Genomic DNA, 23516 nt, shown 5'->3' with positions numbered 1-23516 from the left:
CACGATTGACGCGATGGGCTGCCAGTACAAAATTGCTGACCAGATTGTTGAGAACAAAGCCGATTATGTGCTGGCGTTAAAAGGCAATCAGGGTGAGCTTCACGACGATATTGTGATCATCGAATTTGGTTCTGCCTGTTTGTCGGAGTTCGACCTTGATATCGTCTCACCACTGGATATCAGTCGCTACAGCGCACCGGAAACTTTAGCCGAAGGAGTGTCCGCCGCTTCTGACTGGTGGAGTCTGGGCATTATTCTGCTGGAACAGCTCACCCGGGGCCGCTGTTTTGAGCAGGTTCACACCAATGCGTTTTTGATTCAGGTGATGACTCACGGTGTTACCATTACGGATGATTTGGATGAAAATATCCACATTCTGCTGCGTGGATTATTAACCCGCGACCGCACACAGCGTTGGCAGTGGCCGGAGGTATCAGCATGGCTGGACGGACGACCGATGGCTGCGCCGGTTGAGACGAATCATCAGCCGCCACAACATGGGCGGCTGATTACTCTTGCGGGGCAGGCATATAGCCAACCAACACAGTTTGCTCTGAAAGCCGCGGAAACCACTCAATGGGATGAAGCCTTGTCCTTGTTGCTGCGCGGGGAGCTATCTTCATGGCTTGCCGGAATGAGTCACTATGAATCCATTCACCCGCAATTGCGTCTTTTTACCGATATGCCGGAGATTGATGACAATCTGCGCCTGATGCTGACCTTAAAGGCGCTGAATCCGGATATGCCGTTTATTTACCGCGGTGAGATCGTCACACCTTCTTGGTTATTAGAGCATACGGATATCAGTTACAGTTTGATTAATGATCCGCTGGCACAACTGTTACGGCAAATCGACTCTGAGCACTGGCTGGTGCAACTTTATTATCGTCAGCAGCAGATCCGCAGACGGGCAGAGGCGCTGGAAATCACCCTGAATGAAAATATACTCAGAATTTATCTGCTGATTACCTCTCATAGTCAGCTTATTGCCCGCTGGCAGGTGCATCATCGGTTGTTTCCTGATACACATCACAGCGGCTTACGGACACTGATTGACAGACAGAATTTACAGGCCGAAGACCTTATCCTATTGCTGAGTGCCGATATCGGACAGTTCATTGCATACCAGACATTACTGGATCAGGCGGCTAAACTGGCGAAACGCTATCGTATCAGCACATTTGAGCGCACGCAGGCAGAAGCGTTATTACAGTTACCCCGTCTTACACTGTATCAGCAGTTAAGGGAGCGGATCGGTGATTTCTGCCGGTGCGGAATCGCAGATATTGATGAATGGACAGAACAGTTTTTACTGACACGGCGTCTGCCGCTTGAACAGGTCATTGTGATGCTGGCGATTGCTGCGGAACAATGGGTCATACCGGAAAAGCAGCGCTATGTTCAGCAGGTTATGCAGTTTTTTACCCGGAAAATCACCGCAAATACGCAGCGGGGTTCTTTAGTTCGTATGCGCCTGACCCCATCGGCAGGCCGGGTTGATCTAACTGAATTGAGTGGTGTTCGGAAAAGTGCGCAGGATTTGTTACAGCATTTAATTAACCGGTCGAAAAATGTTGTTGCAATCGATAGCCAGACTTTATTGCAAATGTCTAAAGTCAACGACAGGCTGCGGATGTTGCAGGTGAAAACCGAGCTATATCAGCGCGATACCGGCATAAACGGCATGTATCTGGGATTTCCGTTCCTGCTCATTCATACCCAGCCTTCACAGATGAAACCCCGCATTGCGCCGCTGTTTCTCTGGCCGGTTAATCTGGTCATGAATGCCGGACAGCGGGGTATTGCACGTTTGCAGTTTGATAATGAACGTGGGGCGGTGAGACTTAATCCGGCACTGGCCAGCCTGAACGGTATTCCGCCGGTAAAAGAGTGGCAGGCTATTTTGACACAGCTTCTCGGGCATGCCGGACTGACAGTTGATGGTGTGATGGAGAAACTTTCTGCCGTCATGCCGGTGACCACCAGGAACTTATCCGCAGAACAGGACGCACTGGATTACAATACTCAACAACTGGAAAGCACACTGGCAGATTTACAGACACTGAACCGTGAAGCATTCAATAAGGGATTGGAATACCGGCAAATCAGCCCCCGGAGGGTGTGGGAAGAGATTACGCGCTTAACCGGAAAAAGAGCCAGAAGGTTGCGGGAATTTATCGAAGAGGGAGAAGCGTTAGGTTTGATGCGTCTGCGTCCGGTGTGGTTGATGACGCCGGATGTTGCCAGTCAGATTTTACCGCTCAAACCCGGTTTTTTTGATACGGTCATTTATGATGAAGCTTCTCAGATGCCGGTAGAATATCTGACGTTTGCCCGTAACCTGACTATCGGACAACGCGAACATAATCAGACATTACTCAACAAAATGTGCTACACAAACACTGACCTGAGTGATAACAACCGAACTCATGATGGTCTTAATGATAGCTTTGTGCAATCCGTGGTGAATTTCGTGCAACAATTTATGCAACAACAATTCGCGCAACAACAAGGATGGCAGATAGCTAAAGTGCAGCAGGCCGGGATTTTCTATTTTGATTGCATTATTGAAGATAAACACAGCGGACGATATATCATCGGGCTGGAATGCGATATGCCGCACCATCCGTTATTACAACAGGCAAGGGCGCGGGAAATATGGCGGGCATCCGTGTTAAAGCACGTGGTTCCGGCTCGTTACCGGATTTCTGTCACGGAATGGTATCATCAGCCGGATATCGCACAGCAGAAACTGGTTGTTGCGATTACACAGGCCTTCTCAACGCATAATTCAACGCATTGTTTATAAATATTATTTTTATAGGTATTGTTATGAGTTCATCCCTACATACAATCAGAATCAGAAAACAACATTTAATTGCATTCCGACGTGCACATGCCAGATTAAAGCAGTTTTATCAACACTGGCAGCATATTAGCCAGAAGCTTTCCGATACGGATGAAACACGGAATCAACTGTTCTCACAGCAACTTCAGGCAATAAATATTCGCATGGCGCAGGGAGCAGTTTCTATGTCACCGAATGAAATGGATACCTTGCAACGCCGTATTGAAAAATTCACGCAGGATATTCAGGATGAGATACCACTGCTTCAGGCAGAATTGCTGGAAGAACAAGCCGAAGAAGCACGAAAACGCCATCATCGCAGCAAAAACCTGACGCTCTTAGCCGGGCTTCTTAAAGATAAGCTGCCGGCTAATCATCCGTTGAATACCGCATCAGTTCAGTCATTACCGAATGACACTGACCCACAAAGCGCTTTACTTTATCAGGCCTTAGAACTGGCGGCCAAAGAGCAATCGGGTCTGACAGAAGATCAATCGGCACTATTATCCTCACTGCTGACTGAACAAGGCGCAGATCTGCCGCGTGACTGGCAAGCACCAGATCCGGAAACGGCCGTTCAGTTCGGTCAGATAGAAGCCATGATAATCAAACTGGGCATTCTTGATAACCAATTAGATCTCACGCCATATCAGGCACAGTATCAAACCGTTTTATCACTGAAAGATGAAACACAAAGACAGCTAAAAGCAGACTCGCTGATTTTTGAACTGGCAGCACAGATTCGTCAGGAACAGCAACTACAGGATCTTCGTACCCAGCTGGTTGTGGCAATGGCTGAGCTGGAAAGTCTGGAGGATGAAGAAGCAATAACCCTTGCCCGTGAAGCTGATAGCGTGGCCCAGCAAGGTTCGCTTTCCGAGATAACAACCCGTCTGGAACTTGTTAACGCTGCAATTATCCGGATAGAACGACGTATTATCGCAGCTGAACGACGCAATGTTGTGCTGGAAGGATTGCGTGAGTTAGGTTATCAGGTGAATGAAAATACGGTTAATGCGTGGTTGACTGACGGACAGGTGGTAATTGCTCATCCGTCAACGCCGGATTATGGATTAGAACTTGGGGCTGGTGGTGAAGAGAGTGCCCGTTTTCAGGCCAGGACAGTGGCATTCTCAGAAGAAAGAGATACCACGCGTGACAGAGATATTGATGCTATCTGGTGCCATCAACACCATCAGTTACAGGATAATCTGGCAAAATCTGGTGCAGAACTGACGATTGATAGGGCATTACCTCCCGGCAGTGGCAAGATGAAAGTCAGGGAACGGGGTGACACTGCCCGGCAGCAACGCGTGGTAAGTCATAACAAAACGCGGATGCGTAAGGGGTAAGCTAATGAGATTAAGATACTGTCGCTACGTCAATATAGAACCCGCTATATGAAAAATAACTGGTTACCAATTGGAGAAAAAACAGTGATAGACGAGAAGCCAAAGAATAATTTTATAATCAAAAATATAAATGAAGTCGAACTGGATAATTTTGAACGTTCTCCATTTTACGCATCTCGTGGAGCCTCTCTGACCGATAGCACTCCGGCTTGCAAGCTTGGTGCTTCTGTTGACTGCGTTCCTCCCGGAAAACGGGCAGTACCGTATCACTTCCATCATTCACAGGAAGAGATGTTCATTATTATGAATGGATCTGGAACACTCCGTATCGCTGATAACATGATACCTATCAAAGAGGGTGATGTTATCTGCATTCCTCCGGGAGATAAATATCCACACCAAATTATCAATACGTCTGATGAAATGCTGCGTTATATTTCTATAAGTACAATGGAAAGTCCTGAAATATGTGAATACCCTGATTCAAATAAATATTTAGCCAAATCAACGATAAATGAAGTTAAAAAATTCAGTGCCATAAATTTTCTGAACGAGGACGTTGATTATTGGGAAAACGAGCCATAAAAAATCCGCAATTGTAAGTTGAGTAATTCCCAAAAAACAAAAAGGTCACAGGTTGTTTTCTCAACGAGTGTTACTGACAAAACAACCGCATAAGCCAAGCTGCATAGCAGACAGCTACGTCAACAAACGACAAACCACATCAATTTTAGTCATAGTTCCCCAAATAACACTAGGAGAACTTTCTTCTAGCTCATCTCGGAAAAATGTGTAAGTCTTTTCATCAAACAACATTTTCTTCTCCTCACCGAAACTTGATTTCCACAGCTTTTTTAGATTTACCCTGCAATTGTTCTATCTGTTCATCGCCAATAATCTCAAGTGTCCAAAGCGCCTTGGTTTTATCTTCTCTGTTGAAATTTTACGCAAATTTATGCTACTACCATCAGCCAGTCTTGCGGTATAAACTCCTTTTTTACTGGGAACTCTGGTGAACGGGGCAGCGCCTGTTAAGCTCTCAGCATAGGCAAAAATATTCTGTTCAGTTAATTTTTCAGTGGCAAACACCTTGGTGGTATCCGCTTTGTTACTGCCCCCTTCACCTAATACCTGCTTTATTGACGGATATTCCGCTGGTTATGACGAGATAAAAAACGATGTTATTTTCGCTCAGGCTCTGACAAATTAAAAAATGATAAAGGTGAGTTCGGTTATGTTTTCCATTGCTTTTCATAGCGGATGTTAATAGATGGGGAGGATCTATTTGATTGTCATGTTCTACATTCTTTATGGAGAGGTTCAGTTTAAATCGATAGGGTTATTATGATAGTTTTACTTGATCGTTTTTTATGCTTTTGACTACAGGTTCAATTGATTAAGTTACTATACCAGTCTGATAAAACCTTCTGTCTATCTCATGTATCCGTACAAAACAATAGGAAAGAATGCAGCCATATACTTAACTAAATCTACTGATTAGGTTTGTTGGATATATGCTTTAATCTTAACTGTTTTGATAATCTGATTTATCTTCATAGGTGCGGCAAATAATACAGGTTATTTGAACATCATCAGAATGGTCTGATGATGGACATGTCCTTTTTGTATTATATTGCTGCGGTTTTTTTATAGATTGCGTTCATGTTTTGGCTGTTTCTATCTGAAGTGACGGAGAGTAATACCATAAAGGAATAAGAGTTAATATCACTTAGTTAATTATTTTGTATGGTTTTAAGTCATGATATATGCAATTCAAATATGCTCATTCATGCTATTGGCTTATTTTTCCATAAAACAAATAAATTATGCTAATAATTTATTGATTTCGACTTCCTCCTGATATTTGAGCTGTTTATGACTTATAAGGTTCCGGTTATTCTGGGGACTATGGCCTGCTTGTGTTTTGAAGCCATTTTTGCTGAGTAATCAGGAAATTATTGAAGACAGAAAAGCCATTGCTATTGGACAGCGGACAGCCACGTGTTTTAAAGGACAAAAACCATGTCAGACAGTTTCCAGAATGAAGTCCCCAAGGCCCGCGTCAATATCAAGCTCGATTTGCACACGGGCGGGGCGCAGAAGAAAGTGGAATTGCCCCTGAAGTTACTGGTAGTGGGCGATTACAGCAACGGGCAGGAGCAACGCCCGCTGTCAGAGCGCGAAAAAATCAACATCAATAAAAACAATTTCAACAGTGTGTTGGCGGATTTTCAGCCCGGCGTCAACCTGACGGTTGAGAACACTCTGGCGGGGGATGGCAGCGAGGAAAACGTAGCCCTGACATTCAGGGATATGAAAGATTTTGAACCGGAACAGGTGGCCCGCCAAATCCCCCAACTGCGCGCCATGCTGGCGATGCGTAACCTGCTGCGTGACCTGAAATCCAACCTGCTGGATAACGCGACGTTCCGCCGTGAATTGGAAGTGATTTTGAAAGATCCGTCACTGAGTGACGAGTTGCGCAGTGAACTGGCCGGGCTGGCACCGGAGCAGGACTAATTTAACGGATACCTTGACTACAGGATGATGCTGATGTCTGTGAATACTGAAACTGTGCCCGGAGCACAGGGAACTGTGCTGGCTCAGGGAACTGTGCCGGAGGACAGCGTGTATGCCTCGCTGTTTGAGAAAATCAACCTGAACCCGGTTTCAAGGCTGGGGGATATCAATGTCTATCAGGACAATGCGGCCCTGGCGGATGCGACTGCGGATGAACGCGTCACGGCAGCGGTACAGGTGTTTCTGGAGCGCCTGAAGGCGGCTGGGCAGACAGTGGAGCGGCTGGATAAGACGCTGCTGGACCATCATATTGCCGAGCTGGATCAGCAAATCAGCCGCCAGCTGGATGCAGTGATGCACCACCCGGCATTCCAGCAAGTGGAATCGGCCTGGCGTGGGCTGAAGTTTCTGGTGGACCGGACGGATTTCCGCCAGAACGTGAAGATAGAAGTACTGGACGTGGCGAAGGATGACCTGCGTCAGGACTTTGAGGACAGTCCGGAAATCGTCCAGAGCGGGCTGTACCACCATACCTATATTCAGGAATACGATACCCCGGGTGGTGAACCGATAGCGGCGGTGATATCAAACTTTGAATTTGACCGCAGTCCGCAGGACGTAGCGCTGCTGCGTAACATCGCGAAGGTGGCGGCCTCGGCGCACATGCCATTTATCGGCTCAGTGGGTCCGACCTTCTTTGGCAAAGAGACAATGGAAGAAGTTGCGGCTATCAAGGATATCGGTAACTACTTTGACCGGGCAGAATACCTCAAGTGGAAGGCGTTCCGGGATTCGGACGATGCGCGCTATATCGGCCTGACCATGCCTAGGGTACTGGGCCGCCTGCCATATGGCCCGGACACGGTGCCAGTGCGCAACTTCAATTACGTGGAAGAGGTAAAAGGCCCGGACCACGAGAAGTACCTGTGGACGAACGCGACCTTTGCATTTGCGGCGAACATGGTAAAAAGCTTTATCAATAACGGCTGGTGTGTACAAATCCGGGGCCCGCAGGCGGGCGGGGCGGTGAAAGACCTGCCGATTCATCTATACGATTTGGGCACAGGCAGTCAGGTGAAAATCCCGTCGGAAGTGATGATACCGGAAACGCGGGAATTTGAGTTTGCCAGCTTGGGGTTCATCCCGCTGTCGTATTACAAGAACCGGGATTATGCCTGCTTCTTCTCGGCTAATTCCAGCCAGAAACCGGCGCTGTACGACACGGCGGATGCGACGGCCAACAGCCGCATCAACTCGCGCCTGCCGTATATCTTCCTGCTGTCACGAATAGCGCATTATCTGAAACTGATCCAGCGTGAAAATATCGGGACGACAAAAGACCGCCGCCTGCTGGAGCTGGAGCTGAATAACTGGGTGCGCGGGCTGGTGACGGAAATGACCGATCCGAGTGATGACTTACAGGCATCGCACCCGCTGAGGGATGCAAAAGTGGTGGTGGAAGACATTGAAGACAACCCGGGTTTCTTCCGAGTGAAACTGTATGCGGTGCCGCACTTTCAGGTCGAAGGCATGGACATCAACCTGTCGCTGGTTTCCCAGATGCCGAAAGCCAAAGCGTAATTAAAGATCATACCCAATGAATTTCAAGATGCAGTTAATAAAGTCGCTACTTGAGAGATGATAGGGATATTACGAAGGATGAGTGCCTGTCACGGATAGATGGGCATCTAGAGATACAGCGTCTCACAGGAAGTGAGTTGTTGTATCAAACTAATTTGTTGCTACAGGTTCGTACCTGTCAGATAGCAAATGGATATCTTCACCGGAACTTTGTGAAGTATTTATTTAATTTATGGAGAAATAAACTTATGGCAATTCCTGTTTACTTATGGCTGAAAGATGACGGTGGCGCGGATATCAAAGGCTCTGTTGATGTGCAAAGCCGTGAAGGCAGCATTGAAGTCGTGGCGCAGGACCACACTCTGTATATCCCTACAGATAACAACACGGGTAAGCTGACTGGCACCCGTATCCATACTCCATTCGTATTCACCAAAGAAATCGACGCATCCAGCCCGTACCTGTATAAAGCGGTTACCACCGGTCAGACACTGAAAACGGCGGAATTCAAATGGTATAAGATCGACGATGCTGGTCAGGAAGTGGAATACTTCAATACGACACTGGAAAATGTCAAGGTGGTGAAGGTTGCTCCGAAGATGCACGACATCAAAGATCCCGCTAAAGAGAAGCATAACCATCTGGAAGAGATCGAATTGCGTTATGAGAAAATCACCTGGACTTATAAAGACGGTAACATCATTCATTCCGATGCCTGGAATGAGCGTACTACTGCCTAATTAAGGTGTATTCCGGCAGGCGGGTAACCGCCTGCTTGATAGGGCGGATGTTTTTGTCTCAGGAGTTGAAAACCATATTATTGATCACGGGTAAGGTATTTTCATTCAGTAATTCGGTCTTTCCATAACAAGATTTCAGTCCTGTGTCAACCTGCCGCTGGTTTTCCAGATGCCGAAAGCCAAAGTGCAAGCGGAGAATTGCATGAAGATTTACCGTCCGTTATGGACTGATGGCGCCTTTTTGGCCCCACAACAATTTCAGCAGCAGGCACGTTGGGAAACGTACCTGACTGATACTGTAGCACAATTGGCAATAGCTCATCCTTGGGGGGTATTGGAAGCGGAGTTTGATGAAGGCGCATTGGCTATTTCTCGGTTAAATGCGATTAAACTGATCGTCCGTTTTCCTGATGGTTCAGTGATTGATACTGCGGTTGCGGATAACCTTCCTCCTGCGGTCGACCTCTCTTCCATTGAAGGACGCGAAAGCGTCGATATCGTACTGGCCTTGCCTTTACTGCAAGCCAATGGCGGTAATTTGGCGCAGGATGGGCACCATGATCGGCCGCGTCGTTACAAGCAGGAATGGGTGTCTGTACAAGACTTGATCGGTAACGAACTGACTGATATCGCCATTGAGCGTTACGCCATTACTTTGCGTTATACCCATGAGGAAAATGGTGCTTATCTGGTTTGTCCGGTGGCTCGCCTTATCCGTAATTCCCAAGGCCAATGGACATTTGATCGCCATTTTATTCCACCGATGCTTGCCTGCTCCGCCAGCCCAGAACTCATGGAGTCGCTGACAGATTTGATGCATCGCCTGAAAGCTAAACGCCGTCGTCTGATGAGCATTCGCCGGGAAAGTAACGAGCGTCTGGCTGATTTTGCCGTAGCGGATGTTTCATTGTTCTGGTTACTTAATGCGTTGAATAGTAGCGAACCCGTATTAGCAGAATTATTGGCAAGCCCGACTCGTCACCCGGAACTGCTCTATCGTGAGCTGGTTCGTCTGGCTGGTAGTTTGTTGACTTTCTCGTTGGAGCACCAGCCTGAAGCAATTCCTGTCTATCAGCATCTTGCACCGGGAGCTGTTTTCCCGCCTTTGTTTGAACTGCTGAATGAACTGTTAGAGGCCAGTTTGCCTTCGCGGGTCATTTCGATTGCATTGGCGAAAAATGGTCAGTTTTGGAAAGGCGATTTCAATGATAGCCGTTTGCGTGAAGAGGCGGATTTTTACCTGTCAGTGCGTTCTTCTTTGCCGGCTCATCTGTTGCAAACCCAGTTTCCATTGTTATGCAAAGTGGGTAGTCCGGATGAAGTGGCAAACGTGGTTAATGTGGCACTCAACGGAGTACCACTGATGGCACTTTCTCATGTACCGGCAGCAATTCCAATGCGGCTTGAAAACCAGTATTTCGCATTAGAGCTCAATAACACTCCGGCGAAAACCATGTTGGATTCTGGTCATTGTGCTTTCTACGTACCCGGAACGCTGGGTGATGTTCAACTTGAATTATTTGCTGTGTTGCGCTCATGACTCACTTTATACAACCTGACTCTATACAACCTAACAAAAAGCAAGACATGGCTGTCACTATCGATACCCTATTTGCTGATACCTGGCTTATGGTATGCCAATTGCGCAATGGAGTATCGGTCGAAAACGGTAAGGCACTTTACCGCCGGGCCTGTGAACAGATTGATAAAACACGCGAATCTCTGGAGCAGGCCGGTTTTTCCAAATCAGCGGTTGACCATATGTCGTATGCCCAATGTGCACTATTAGATGAAAGCGTAATGAATCGGGGAGTGAAGGATGAAGGGTATGAACAATGGCTGCAATCTCCGCTTCAGACCAAGTATTTCAATACATTGGAAGCAGGGGACAAACTGTGGGATCGCGTTCGTACTGTGTTGCAGGAGACGGCCCCCGATCCTGCTGTTTTGATCTGTTTTCACCGTGTAGTGACCCTGGGATTCAGCGGCAAATATCAAACGATGGAAAATGATCACCGAGAAGATGTTTTAACCGCATTGGCTCGCCAGGTGCCACCTTATGCGCTTGTTGCTTCCCAACCCCTGATTGTCCAACCTGCACGCTATCTTAGCCGTCGTCGGATGTATTGGATGGGATGGATTGGCGGACTGGTCGCGCTAGGGGCATTGTGGTGGGGGCTATCTGCATCGTTACGGCAACTCGTTCATCAATGGCTTAGCCAAGGATAATCCTTCGATGCGAATCTTGTTTAAACAAGGACTGTGTCTGCTGGCGGTTTTACTGAGCTTCTGGCTAATCTGGGGATTTTGGCCACTAGGAACCGGTATACGTCTTCTTCTGACACTGGTGACGTTGGCTGTGGCAGGGAGTTTAATCCTCCGTTGGCGTAATCAAGCTGAACAATATCAGGAACGGCATACCGATCTCAGTAACCTTTCTTTACCTGCTGAGGATTTTCGTGGATCACTGGTTCTGGTATGTAGTCATTCTCAGGCTCTGTTCAGCCAAGGTTCTGCCCATCGGGAAGCATTGCAGGGATGGTATATTGCTACGCCAGAACCAAAAGCATTTATTCATGCAGTTCAACATATTGCGGAGAATTCTCCTGCTTTATTGGCTAACCTTTCCGTCATGTTTTGTGTTGTGCCTGAGCAGTTAAATGATCAGGATAAATTACAGCAATCCGTATTGGAGTGGCGGCGGGCACTGGGTGAAAGTCGGCAGTGGATTGGGAACTTGCCTCCTTTTTGGCTATGCAGCTATCTCAATCCACTGGTCACATTAGATGTTGCCTCCTCTCAGGCAGAAGCAACGTGGTTTACCTTACATGACACAGTGACAGGGTTTCAGGTAAGAAGTACAACACAAACAACCCTGCCATTGTCGGTCTGGTCAGTACCGAAACTTGGTGAACACCTGAGGCATTGTTCTGAAATGGTTTGGTTGGATCATTTTGTACAGTGGCTGAATACACACTTTTTACCTTTGTTGGCTTTACCTCAAACCGGAACACCTGCTCTGGTGCCTTGTGCGATGGCGCTGCATTTTGCGCCTTTACAGACGGTGACTAACAACCTTTGGTTACAACAACTAGGCGATACAACGACCTTAACTGTGCCTCCGGTGACTGATGTTGCTGCTCAGTTACCTTTTCCTGACGTACTGCTTACCCAATTACCCCGACATCGCCGCTTGACGACAATGGAAGTCTATATCGGTATTGCGGGTGCGATTGGTGGTGTTTTCTTGCTTCTGGCTGTATTGGCGAGTTATAGCAATAACCGGAGTTTGCTGACCCAGATACAGGATGATGTGGCGTTGTTTGAGCGTTTGGTGGAAGAGCCGCCTGAGCCGAAAACGCAGGCTTGGGGTCAACTGAAAGAAGACGCAAATTTATTGTCCGATTGGCATCGCACAGGAGAGCCTCTTTCTCATTCGCTTGGTTTGTATCAGGGACAGAGAATGCTCCTTGTCGTGCAGGCAGCGATTGCCGGCTGGGCACCGCCTTTGCCACCAGAACCTGTCGAACCATCCCCTCCGCCGGTTGTGGTGCCTAAACCCCAGACCGTCAGTCTGGATAGTCTAGCCTTGTTCGGGGTGGGTAAATCAACGTTGAAATCAGATGCTACCAAAGTATTGGTGAGTGCACTTGTCCAAATTAAGGACAAATCTGGTCAGCAAATTGTGATCTCTGGTTATACCGACAACACAGGCAATCCTAAATTTAATCAGCAGCTTTCCCTTAAGCGGGCCGAAGCTGTACGCGACTGGATGCTACAAAACAGTGACATCCCGGCTGCATGTTTCGTGGTGCAGGGGCATGGTGCAAACCAGCCTGTTGCATCCAATGATACGGAAGCAGGCCGTGCGGCCAACCGCCGAGTCGAAATCAGTCTGGTGCCGCAGGCCAATGCTTGTCAGGCAGCAGCAACCTTCTCTTCACTCTGATGCGTGGAATGAACGTAAAACGGCTTAATAAGTTTTTTCTTCAGCAGGCGGGAAACCGCCTTTATCAGCACATAGTTTGTTAGTGGCTATTTTTGCCAAGCCCCTGTTTTTGCAAAATTCCGGGCGCGGAGGCTTGGCAAAGGGAGCAACAACTAATCTTAGCGACCTTATGGGCCTCGGTTAACGGTTATGGCGGTAGCATGCCGGAATATCGGGAAAGCCCACTCGACAAGTAAGCCAAGGAGAAAAAACTATGGAAAATTCATCCACAATGTTATTGCGTCGGTTAAACCCGTACTGCGCACAGGCACTGGAAGCCGCAGCCTCCCTGTGCCAGACACGGGCACACGCTGAAATCACCGTCGAGCACTGGCTGCTCAAAATTCTGGAGCGGGGCGAGAGTGACATCACGGTTCTGGCCCGTCGCTATGAGTGGGACATGGGCGCTTTGTGGCAGGCCCTGCTGGACCATATTGATGCTTACCCCCGTACCGTGCACAGCCGCCCCCAATTGTCTGCCCCGTTACTGACCCTGATGAAAAACGCCTGGCTGTTTGCTTCGCTGGAAGAAGGCGAAGGGCATATCCGCAGTATCCATTTACTTTCCGCCCTGCGGGAAACCCCATCACTGGTGGGCTGTGAAGGCGCATGGCCCCTGCTGACCGTGGGCGCATCCCAGCTGCAACGGCTGCGTCCGCTGCTGGATGCACAGTCCGAAGAGCGCCCGGAAGTGCAACAACAGGCGATGCTGGGCCATGACAGTTCCCGTCTTACCCCAGACTCACCAGCTTCTGTGTCTTCACCTGCTGCTTCGGGCACTGCCCCGTTGTCCGGCCAACCATTGTCCGATGCACTGTTAGCGGTACTGAATAAATTTACCTTGGATGTGACCGCGAAAGCCCAAGCCGGCAATATTGATCCAATCTTTGGCCGTGATGATGAAATCCGCCAGATGATAGACATCCTGTCCCGCCGCCGCAAAAACAACCCGATACTGGTGGGAGAGCCGGGGGTAGGAAAAACCGCGCTGGTGGAAGGACTGGCCCTGCGGATTGCCGAAGGTAACGTACCGGAAAGCCTGAAAACCGTCAGCCTTCGCACCTTAGACTTGGGGCTGCTACAGGCTGGTGCGGGAGTGAAAGGGGAATTTGAGCAGAGGCTGAAAAACATCATTGATGCGGTACAACAATCACCTACACCCATTCTGCTGTTTATTGATGAAGCCCATACCATTATCGGGGCAGGTAATCAGGCGGGCGGAGCGGATGCCGCCAACCTGCTGAAACCGGCCTTAGCACGCGGAGAACTGCGCACCATTGCCGCGACCACCTGGTCAGAATACAAACAATACTTTGAGCGGGATGCGGCACTGGAGCGCCGGTTCCAAATCGTCAAGGTGGATGAGCCGGATGATGAAAAAGCGAGTCTGATGCTGCGCGGCCTGAAATCCCGCTATGCCAAATATCACGGCGTACACATTACCGATGACGCGGTGAAAGCGGCTGTGAGTTTATCCCGCCGTTACCTGACAGGCCGCCAGTTACCGGACAAAGCAGTGGATTTGTTGGATACCGCCAGTGCACGGGTCAGAATGAGCCTTGATACCCAGCCGGATGAACTGGTGCGGTTGCGTTCATCTCTGGCAGCGCTGGATTTGGAAGCCGAAGCCTTGCAGGAAGATCAGTCGGTGGGCAATGCGGTGGAAGCCAGTCGCCTGACTGATATCACCCAACAACGAGTGGTACTGGAAAGCCGGCTCCAAGCAATTGAAACACAATATCAACAGGAGAAAACGCTGACTGAACAGCTGCTGGCCTGTCGCCAGTCGGGGAACGACGCGGAGGAAAATGCCCGCCTGCAACAGCAACTGACGGAAGCCCAGAATGGAACCCCGCTGCTGGGGCTGGATGTGGATGTGCGCACGGTCGCGACCGTGGTTGCCGACTGGACCGGTGTTCCGCTCTCCAGTTTGATGAAAGATGAGCAGGCTGACCTGCTGGCACTGGAGCAACATCTGGAAAAACGGGTAGTCGGCCAGAATGCGGCGCTGGAAAGCATGGCACAACGACTGCGGGCAGCGAAGACCGGGCTGGCCTCCGAAAACGGGCCGTTGGGGGTCTTTTTGCTGGTGGGGCCGAGCGGGATCGGGAAAACCGAGACGGCATTGGCATTGGCGGATAGCCTGTTCGGGGGCGAGAAATCACTGATAACCATTAACCTGTCGGAATATCAGGAGCCGCACACAGTCAGCCAGCTCAAGGGTTCACCGCCGGGGTATGTGGGTTACGGTCAGGGCGGAATTCTGACGGAAGCGGTGCGCAAACGGCCTTACAGTGTAGTGCTGCTGGACGAAGTAGAAAAAGCCCACCGTGACGTGATGAACCTGTTCTATCAGGTATTCGACCGGGGTTTTATGCGGGACGGGGAAGGGCGTGAAATAGATTTCCGTAACACGGTTATCGTGATGACATCGAATTTGGGCAGTGACCACCTGATGCAACTATTGGATGAACAACCGGACTCAACGGACGCCAGCCTGCATGAACTGCTGAGGCCGATACTGCGCGACCACTTCCAGCCTGCCTTACTGGCGCGTTTCCAGACGGTGATTTACCGTCCGCTAAGGGCGGAAGCACTGCGTACCATCGTGGAGATGAAACTGGCGCAGGTGGCGAAACGGCTGAAACTGCACTACCGCCTGAACTGTGTAGTAGAAGAATCGCTGTATGACACGCTGGTGGAAGCGTGCCTGCTACCGGATACGGGCGCGCGTAATATCGACAGCCTGCTTAACCAGCAAATTCTGCCGGTGCTGAGCCAGCAACTGCTTATGCGTCAGGCGACCCAGCAGGCAGCGAGTACACTGACGCTGGGTTATGGCGAGGACGGTATCACACTGACGTTTGATGAAGAGGCCAGGCCATGAGTTTATTTGACCCCGCTAAAAAAACCGGAACTGTACTGACAAACACCCTGAATCGCTACACGCTGGTGATTCAGGGGTGTGAAGCTGTACTGGATGTAGAAGACTTTACCGGCCGTGAAGCCATGAGCGATACCTATCGCTACCGGATTGCCTTTACCAGCCCGGCGCAGGATATCCAGCCGCAACAAATGTTGCGCCGCAGTGCCACATTCACCCTGCGCACGCCGGGCGAAACCGCCTTTGGTGTCACCACGCCCCCGCAGACTCAGCGTGTTGTACACGGGGTCGTCACGAATTTCAAACGGTTAGGTGGCTCCAGAGATGAAGCCCAGTACCAGATTATTCTGGAACCGAAATTTGCCCTGCTGCGTCACCAAAAGCGCTCTTACCGCTTCTTCCTGAATAAATCTGTCCCGGAAATTGTTGAAGAGATTTTGCGGGAACACAATTTCAAAGGGTGGGAATTTGAATTTAACCTGAAAAATACCTACCCGAAACGGGAGCAGATCAATCAGGTCAATGAAAGTGACCGTGATTTTATCGAGCGCCTGATGTCAGAGTTGGGGATTTTCTACACCTTCCGTTTGCAACCGGATACACAAACGGAAGTCATCCACTTTGGTGATAAACAGCGGTGTTACGAATATGGCAAAAAACTGCCGTTAAACAGCCCGTCAGGAATGAGTGATAACGGTGAGGCTTCCATTTGGGGTTAACCCAACGCCATCAGGTGGTTGAGCGTTCCGTTCAGACGAAAGATTATAACTTCCGTACCGCGCAACATATCCTGAACTCAGCACAGGCCGATATGACCCGTGGCGACGGAGAGGACATCACTTACGGTGACGTGACTTACTACAAACTGCGTCATCTCACGACGGGGGATGAACTCTACCCTGAGCCGGAAACAGCCAACTTCTGGGCGCGGCTTGATCATGAACGCTTTTTGGCGTGTCAGACCCTGCTGTACGGGCAAAGCACCGACCCGACCCTGCTGGCTGGGCAGGTGCTGGAAATAGAAGATAAAACTGTACCATCGACCCTGCCAGCCGCTTTTCAGTCCCGGATATTGATGACCCAACTGCGTTTCACGGGTAGCCGTGCGGAAGCGTTGCTGGTCAAAATCACGGCAGTGCCTTATACGGAAGCCCTGTGCTGGCGACCGGCACTAAAACCGCGTCCGGTTATCAGCGGCACACTGACCGCGCGCGTGACCAGCCCGATTGCCAATGATCTTTACGCCCACCAGAATCTGGATGGATTGTACTGGGTCAAATTTGATGCAGACCATGACGAGAAAAAGAAAGGCTACGAAAGTATGCCAGTGCGGTTGGCAAAACCCTATGGTGGGGATACGTATGGTTTTCACTTCCCGCTGATTCAGGGAACGGAAGTGGCGATAGCCTTCCACGAAGGTGATCCCGACCGGCCGTATATCGCACATGCGCTGCATGACTCTTACCGCCCCGACCATATTACCGCCCGCAACCGCACACGTAACGTCATCCGCACGCCGACCAATAACAAACTGCGGATGGAAGATCGGCGGGGGCAGGAGCATATCAAGCTGAGTACGGAGTACGGTGGCAAAAGCCAGTTGAATCTGGGGCATCTTGTTGATTCAAATGAGAAGAAACGCGGCGACGGCTTTGAACTGCGCACGGATAGCTGGGGTGCAATTCGGGCGGGGAAAGGGTTGTTTATCAGTGCAGATGAACAAGAGCGTGCACTTGGTGAACAACTGGATCTGACCCAAATCAAGCAGCAGTTAGCTGATGCCCTTGATATGGCAGAGTCACTGTCAAATATCATGCGAACGGCGCAAGTAGAGCCATTAGATACCAGCAATCAGGAACGCTTTTTGGCGGGATATGTTAAAGGCATCAATGAACCTGTGATTGCAGCGAGTGCGCCGGGAGGAATTGCATTATCAACACCTAACCATATTCAACACAGTGCCAACAACAACATTGTGATGACCTCGGGCAGAAATACCGAAATTTCTGCGCTGAAACGTATAGCGATAGCAGCAAAGAAAGCCGTCTCCATTCTGGCCCATGAATTGGGTATGAAATTGGTTGCGGTGGCGGGAAAACTTCAGATTCAGGCTCAGACCGGTGCGTTGGAAATCACCGCCAAGAAGAACATCAGTATCACGAGTACTGACGATGAAATCATTATTTCAGCCAAAAAGAAAATCACGTTTGAATGTGGTGGCTCTTATATCACCCTTGATCCGGCCAAGATAGAAAGTGGCACGCAAGGCGACTTCAAGGTGCAGAGTGCAAACTTCGACTATGCCGGGCCAGCAACGATAAGCCAGCCGCACCCTAACTTTACCGCTTGTGAAACCCTGTCTTCGGAAGCGGCAGGCCGTGGTGATGCTACCGTCCCTTTAAGCTGAGATATTACGCTATGTACGCAACTTATTTACCAGAATCCCTCCCTCTGGAAAACCACCGCTATGCCCTGATTGACAGGGCATTATTTCCCGAACTTGATGACGAATTGCCGGTGATCGAAGTGGTTTCGCCGTTATTAGCACCGCAAGCAGAGTTATACCCGTGGTTAATTCCCATGCACGAACTCTCACCGACGATGTGGGTAAATTTATTTTCTTCTATCAATAAATCGATAGAAGAACAAAGACAGCCCATAGTTTCGCTATTTTTTGACAGTGAATTACCGCCGGAAGAGATGAAAAACAGGCTGGTGCATGGGTTATATATTCAGGATAAGTCACGTAAAGGATTTATTCTGCGTTATTACGATCCGCGAGTTTTATTTCATCTTTCATGGTTGTGGGATATTCCGACTTTTCGTAGTCAGCTTTCAGTGGATACTATTAAACACTGGACGTTTTATTTAGCTGGTGAATGGCATACGCTTTCATTCTCGCAAGAGGAACCTTACAAAATTGCACCGGCGAATATTCAGATCAATCGGGTTCATCGTATTGGAATGATTAATCAGGTGCTGGCAAAAATGTCGCCAATTCCTAATTTGAAAGAACGTAAAAAAGTTAGCATGGAGATTGAGGGATTATTTCAGGTAGCGACTGAGCGGTTTAAATTAACTCATAGAAACGATTTGGTAGCGTTTGCGTTTTATGGGGTTACGGTGAATATGTTTTTTTATGAACATAGATACTTTAAAGTACTATTGGTGGATTGTGCGGAGCATGCGGAGTATTTTTCGAAAACAGTCATGAATGTTAATAATCAGGAATTACAAAAAGTTAAGCAAGGGTTAATTAATATAAATGGAGATAAATAATATGGATGCAGTAAAACAGTGTGGTTTTTGTCAGCGTATAGGTTTTCCAATTCTTCCGGTAAGACCTGCGGTAGTTTATAAGAGTGATGGATTACCTCAGTTAAGTGAAAATGTACCAATGCCAATTACAGCTGAAGGAATGGCTGAATATAGTGCCAGAATATTAAGGAATGGTTTTTTATATGTGTATTCAGAAAAACATGCTAGCTGGGATGAGTATTATGTAACGATGGGAGGGGATCTTTATTTATTACCTGAAGGTGGGGAAGTGCCTGATTGTATAGCTACAGGAGATAAAAAACCTTGTGTGAATAATCCGAAAGATATCGCTAAGGCTTCATTGATTACACTTTATCTTTTACCTAATAATCAAGAAAATGGTATTTTTTGGTTTGGCTGGTCTGAAACTCCATGGACAGGAAAAATTAAAGCTAAACATGCTGATAATCCTGATGTGCGAAAAAGAACTATGGTTTCATTTAATCTTGATAATTGGATAAGTTCTCAAAAATCAGATGGTGTTGAAAAATTAAGTAATTTACAGAGCAAAGTAGCTGAATACTCGGAAAATTCAAAAAAATGTAAGGTAAAAGAATATACAAATTATGAATGGATCGTGAAAGATCGTATTCATTCTGAAAATATTCTTTCAGTAGCTAAAGAAAACTATCCAGGGGAAGGGGCTATTTTATTTTTAAATGATCCAACGGCGATTGTTAGAGATGTCAATACGCTGAATGACTATTTATATAAAGTGAATATTTGTGAAAATGAAAAATATAAAAGAGGTTTCTCATTAAACAATACACTTAATTCATTAGAGTATGGAATTAAAGAGAACCATATAGAAACAAGTGTTTCACTTTATTGTAAAACTGAAAAAAAGATTGAGGATTTACAGAAGAGTGAATCAAATAATCCATACAACTTTTTTCCTTCATCATATGATGCCGTTTATAAAAGTCTCGATAAAGAATATAATTATGATAAGATAAAAAAAGATTCTGAATTAGCATGGAAAAAATATGAGAAATATATTGATAAAAATGAGAGGAATAAGTTCATAGAAGAATTTACTTTATGCACTAAAGAGTATGAAGAAAAATTCATGAATCCAATGAATAATATGAGCCTTTTGTGGCTAAATAGTAATCTAATAAAAGATTATTATGAATTAAATTTTGACGATGAAGAGTTAGAATATGGTTTGGTCTATAGTCAGTCTGTTCTCGATGTAATGACTGCTATATCAAATAAAGAATTTCTTAATGGTTTTCTTGAAGATAAATTGTTGGATCCGATTTTATCAACAAGTAATTATATATTAAATGCATTCACATTAAATAATTCAAAATTGAGGGATGCTATAAGCGTTGAATTAAAAACAAGTAGTGAAATAGGGGATGGTAAAAAAGAAGATGGCAAAAAAGATAGTGGATTTAAATATGATGATATATCATGGGATAAATTGGCAGATGTGGCGGCCAGTTTAATAAAAGAAAATAAACCCTTTATAGAAAAACTATTTGATGGAATGCTTGCTGCAAGTTCTCGTATATTAACAAAAATTTTTTCTAGTATAACTAACCATGCTCCCATTCCTCTTGTAACTTTAATCTCTTCTTTTCAAGGAACTGCGGTTTTATCGAGGGCAATTACAGGCACTCGTACACAATTTGCTCATGCGGCAATTAATGAATTAAATGCATTGGTTAGAATTAATAATAGTGAACAAAGTAAGATTTTTTCTGAAATAAATGCAGAAACATTTTTAAAAAGAGTTCATTTGGAAGGTGATACACCTCCACATCAGCAAACCTCAACCTATCTTATTTTCATTGATGTAGATAAAGCAAAGGAACTAAGAAATACAACAAATGCGGGGAGAGGGAAAAGAGTGACAGAAACTTTAACGAGTGAAAGAGAAATTAGAGAAAAAATATTTTCTCATGGTCGTGAAAGGTTGGAAAAAACATTTGATTTTTCTTCTAAACAAAAAGCCAGAGTCAGATCTGATATTGTTACTGGAGCACATTGTGGATTTAGTGTTTTTTCTCTAATATGGCAAAGTGGTAGTATTATGAAAACTATTAATGATGGGAAATATAAAGAAAATAGTGAAGCAGTTATAAAATTCGCAGCTGATGTGATGGGCGTTGTTGGAGGATTAGCTGATTTAATAAATATAATATTGACTAGTTTTAAATCATTAAATATTGCCAGATTTTCTATACATATGCGTAATGTACTTGGGAGAATAATATATCGCCGTTTTATGAAAATATTAGACATTTTTAGCAAAATTGGAACGATTTTTGGTTTAGTGACAGGAATTTTTGATGCGATAAAAGGAAAGGAAGAGTTAAGTAAAGAAAACTATTTGCTGGGAACTTTATATTTTTTCTCAGCAGGTTTCTCGATAGCAATGGTGATAGTCGCATTAGCGAATCTCGGTCCTATAGGTGCTTTAATATCATTGCTGCTGCTTTTAGGGTATGTTATAGTTAATATTTTTATTTCTAATAACGAATTGAATGAAGTTGAAAAATGGATATCTCGTACATTGTGGGCTGCAGATAGTGAGACTATAAGTAAAGATGTTGGTGCTCGCTCTCAAAAAATAGAACCTAAATGGCCTAACATGGAAACAGAATCAGAGTCTTTTGAGAAAATATTCGCACAATAAGGAAGATAAATGATAAATATCACAGGCTTTTTATTACCTTATAAAAATAGCAGGAAACTGACTGAGAAGGAAAAAGATTGGCGGTTTCTTCAAGGGAAACCACGTAAAGGAATCACTTCAGTTAGTGACTTTGACACAACTATAAAAATGAACTCTACATATATTGAGATGGTTGATAAACATTATTTAGAAAGAGGCGTGATAAGTCTTATTACGTTACCTGCTTTTATAGTGATGCTTTATTTATTTTTTAATTCTATTTTTTTTCTATAGAAGTTTATTATAAATATAATATCTCCATTATATTTTTATTGCTTTCTTTTATGGTGGTTTTTTCTTTTGTTTTTTCAGTTTTTTGCTTTTACTTTCTTTATAAAGAGTGGCTAACGTTGACGCATTGTCCTGTGCGCTACAATCGACGTTCACAGATGATTCATGCTTTTAAATTTAATGGTGAAATAATATCATTTCCTTGGAAATCAGTTTTCTTTACAGCCCAGAAGAGTGTTGGAACTATTAGTAGTAGTTGGATGATCAATGGTCATATCTTGGCTGAAGATGGTGAAACTGTTATTGATACTTTTGGCACAGGTATTGATGGCGTTAATCGTACGGAATTATCTCAATATTGGGAATTTATCCGCTGTTATATGGAAGAAGATTGTTTGCCTGAATTAGCTGATACAATAAAATTTTGTTTGCCAATTTCAGATCGCCGAGAATCCTATATTTTTGGTTTACAGTATATGTTGAGGCTAGAATCACGTATAGAATGGCCACTTTTGCTTTTAAAAGGTCCATTTTCTTTATTAACCAGCATTCATCGTTATTTTCTGATGAGAACTTGCAAAATGCCCAAATGGACAGCGGAAATAGAAAAAGATTGCCAGATTATATCGGATGATCCTATCAATGTAAGTGCTGAAAATAATCCACATCATATGTGGCGTCTTGTGTTAGCAAATCAATGTTTAGAAGAGTATAATCAGCTTTATCAACGTGAAGAAAAAGCACAATTACGGATTAAAGAGATCATAAAGTCAAAATATGATAATGAACTATAAGTGATGTTAATAATATATTTTTTTATCATCAATATTTTTTAATTTTAGTTGTGACAATAAAAAGGAGGCGAAAGCCTTCTTTTTATGGCGGTATCATAATTAATTAAATTGTATAAATTACATTCAATTAATTATCCATTTATTCAATAAGAGATCAATAAAAATAGATGATTGCAGATTTAATATAATGGCAAGTTAGGAGTTAATAATATCATCAAAGCATCAGGATGTATCTAGACTTTATCCACGGAGCCGTTTACTCACTGAACAATAAAAAAGTGAGCGCCTTTATCAAGGCCAGCCTCATCCTGATAATCCGCTGATTTATGATAATGATACTATTATTAAAATGAATTCAACTTACTTAGAAACAGTTGAACAACAGTATAATAGTAAAGGTTTTATTAGTTTGATAAGCTTTGGTATTGCTATCACATTCCTGTGTATTATGATTTGGGGATGTTATAGCAGAATCATACTAATATGTCATAATATCCAAATCCAACATGACAAGGCATAAAGTGAAATGGGTTACAGTTTAGATTTTCGAAAAAGAGTCCTGGCATACAAAGAT

Annotated in this window: 16 protein-coding genes and 1 pseudogene; all 17 read left to right on the top strand. The window is 45.7% G+C overall.

Annotated elements, in window-relative coordinates:
• Positions 1 to 112 (top strand): annotated as a pseudogene (locus tag AAC854_RS15870) (ISAs1-like element ISAzs12 family transposase); the annotation flags it as partial.
• Complete coding sequence (locus AAC854_RS15865; RefSeq protein ID WP_340617964.1) at positions 113 to 2809, top strand: DUF4011 domain-containing protein; 2697 nt, start codon at positions 113 to 115, stop codon at positions 2807 to 2809. It abuts the pseudogene before it with no gap.
• Between the two features lie 23 nt (positions 2810 to 2832).
• Positions 2833 to 4200, top strand: coding sequence for a hypothetical protein (locus tag AAC854_RS15860; protein ID WP_340617962.1), 1368 nt, complete (start codon positions 2833 to 2835; stop codon positions 4198 to 4200).
• Between the two features lie 48 nt (positions 4201 to 4248).
• Complete coding sequence (locus AAC854_RS15855) at positions 4249 to 4785, top strand: cupin domain-containing protein (RefSeq protein ID WP_340617961.1); 537 nt, start codon at positions 4249 to 4251, stop codon at positions 4783 to 4785.
• Positions 4786 to 6222: 1437 nt separating this feature from the next.
• Positions 6223 to 6720: a type VI secretion system contractile sheath small subunit gene (gene tssB / locus AAC854_RS15850; RefSeq protein ID WP_340617959.1), complete on the top strand. Its 498-nt coding sequence runs from the start codon at positions 6223 to 6225 to the stop codon at positions 6718 to 6720.
• A gap of 27 nt (positions 6721 to 6747) precedes the next feature.
• Positions 6748 to 8301, top strand: a complete 1554-nt coding sequence (tssC, locus tag AAC854_RS15845) for a type VI secretion system contractile sheath large subunit (protein ID WP_340617963.1) — start codon at positions 6748 to 6750, stop codon at positions 8299 to 8301.
• Positions 8302 to 8549: 248 nt separating this feature from the next.
• Positions 8550 to 9041 (top strand): Hcp family type VI secretion system effector, encoded by a 492-nt coding sequence (locus AAC854_RS15840; protein WP_340617958.1) that lies wholly within the window; start codon positions 8550 to 8552, stop codon positions 9039 to 9041.
• Between the two features lie 202 nt (positions 9042 to 9243).
• Entirely contained in the window at positions 9244 to 10581 is a 1338-nt protein-coding gene (tssK, locus tag AAC854_RS15835) for a type VI secretion system baseplate subunit TssK (RefSeq protein WP_340617957.1), read from the top strand.
• Positions 10578 to 11270 carry a type VI secretion system protein TssL, short form gene (tssL, locus tag AAC854_RS15830; protein WP_340617956.1) on the top strand — a complete coding sequence of 231 codons (693 nt, stop codon included), beginning with the start codon at positions 10578 to 10580 and terminating at the stop codon, positions 11268 to 11270. Before tssK ends, tssL begins: the two co-directional genes overlap by 4 nt.
• A 7-nt stretch (positions 11271 to 11277) precedes the next feature.
• The gene (locus tag AAC854_RS15825; RefSeq protein ID WP_340617955.1) at positions 11278 to 12990 is read left to right on the top strand and encodes an OmpA family protein; all 1713 of its coding nucleotides are present in this window, start codon (positions 11278 to 11280) and stop codon (positions 12988 to 12990) included.
• A 253-nt stretch (positions 12991 to 13243) separates the two neighbouring features.
• Positions 13244 to 15916 carry a type VI secretion system ATPase TssH gene (gene tssH, locus AAC854_RS15820; protein WP_340617954.1) on the top strand — a complete coding sequence of 891 codons (2673 nt, stop codon included), beginning with the start codon at positions 13244 to 13246 and terminating at the stop codon, positions 15914 to 15916.
• A complete protein-coding gene (locus AAC854_RS15815) occupies positions 15913 to 16632 on the top strand; it encodes a type VI secretion system Vgr family protein (protein WP_340617953.1) in 720 nt (239 codons plus the stop codon). The genes tssH and AAC854_RS15815 overlap by 4 nt, the downstream gene beginning before the upstream one ends.
• Complete coding sequence (locus AAC854_RS15810; protein ID WP_340617952.1) at positions 16623 to 18320, top strand: DUF2345 domain-containing protein; 1698 nt, start codon at positions 16623 to 16625, stop codon at positions 18318 to 18320. Before AAC854_RS15815 ends, AAC854_RS15810 begins: the two co-directional genes overlap by 10 nt.
• A gap of 11 nt (positions 18321 to 18331) precedes the next feature.
• Positions 18332 to 19192, top strand: coding sequence for a DUF4123 domain-containing protein (locus tag AAC854_RS15805; protein ID WP_340617951.1), 861 nt, complete (start codon positions 18332 to 18334; stop codon positions 19190 to 19192).
• Between the two features lies 1 nt (position 19193).
• Complete coding sequence (locus AAC854_RS15800) at positions 19194 to 21878, top strand: T6SS effector BTH_I2691 family protein (RefSeq protein ID WP_340617950.1); 2685 nt, start codon at positions 19194 to 19196, stop codon at positions 21876 to 21878.
• Positions 21879 to 21887: 9 nt separating this feature from the next.
• Positions 21888 to 22151, top strand: coding sequence for a hypothetical protein (locus AAC854_RS15795; RefSeq protein WP_340617949.1), 264 nt, complete (start codon positions 21888 to 21890; stop codon positions 22149 to 22151).
• Between the two features lie 50 nt (positions 22152 to 22201).
• Positions 22202 to 22942, top strand: coding sequence for a DUF6708 domain-containing protein (locus tag AAC854_RS15790; RefSeq protein ID WP_340617948.1), 741 nt, complete (start codon positions 22202 to 22204; stop codon positions 22940 to 22942).
• Positions 22943 to 23516 lie beyond the last annotated feature (574 nt).

It is taken from the genome of Xenorhabdus entomophaga (assembly GCF_037996725.1).
Classification (GTDB): Bacteria; Pseudomonadota; Gammaproteobacteria; order Enterobacterales; family Enterobacteriaceae; genus Xenorhabdus; species Xenorhabdus khoisanae.
The sequence above is the reverse complement of the archived record's forward strand: the minus strand, read 5'-3'. Positions and strand labels throughout refer to the sequence as shown.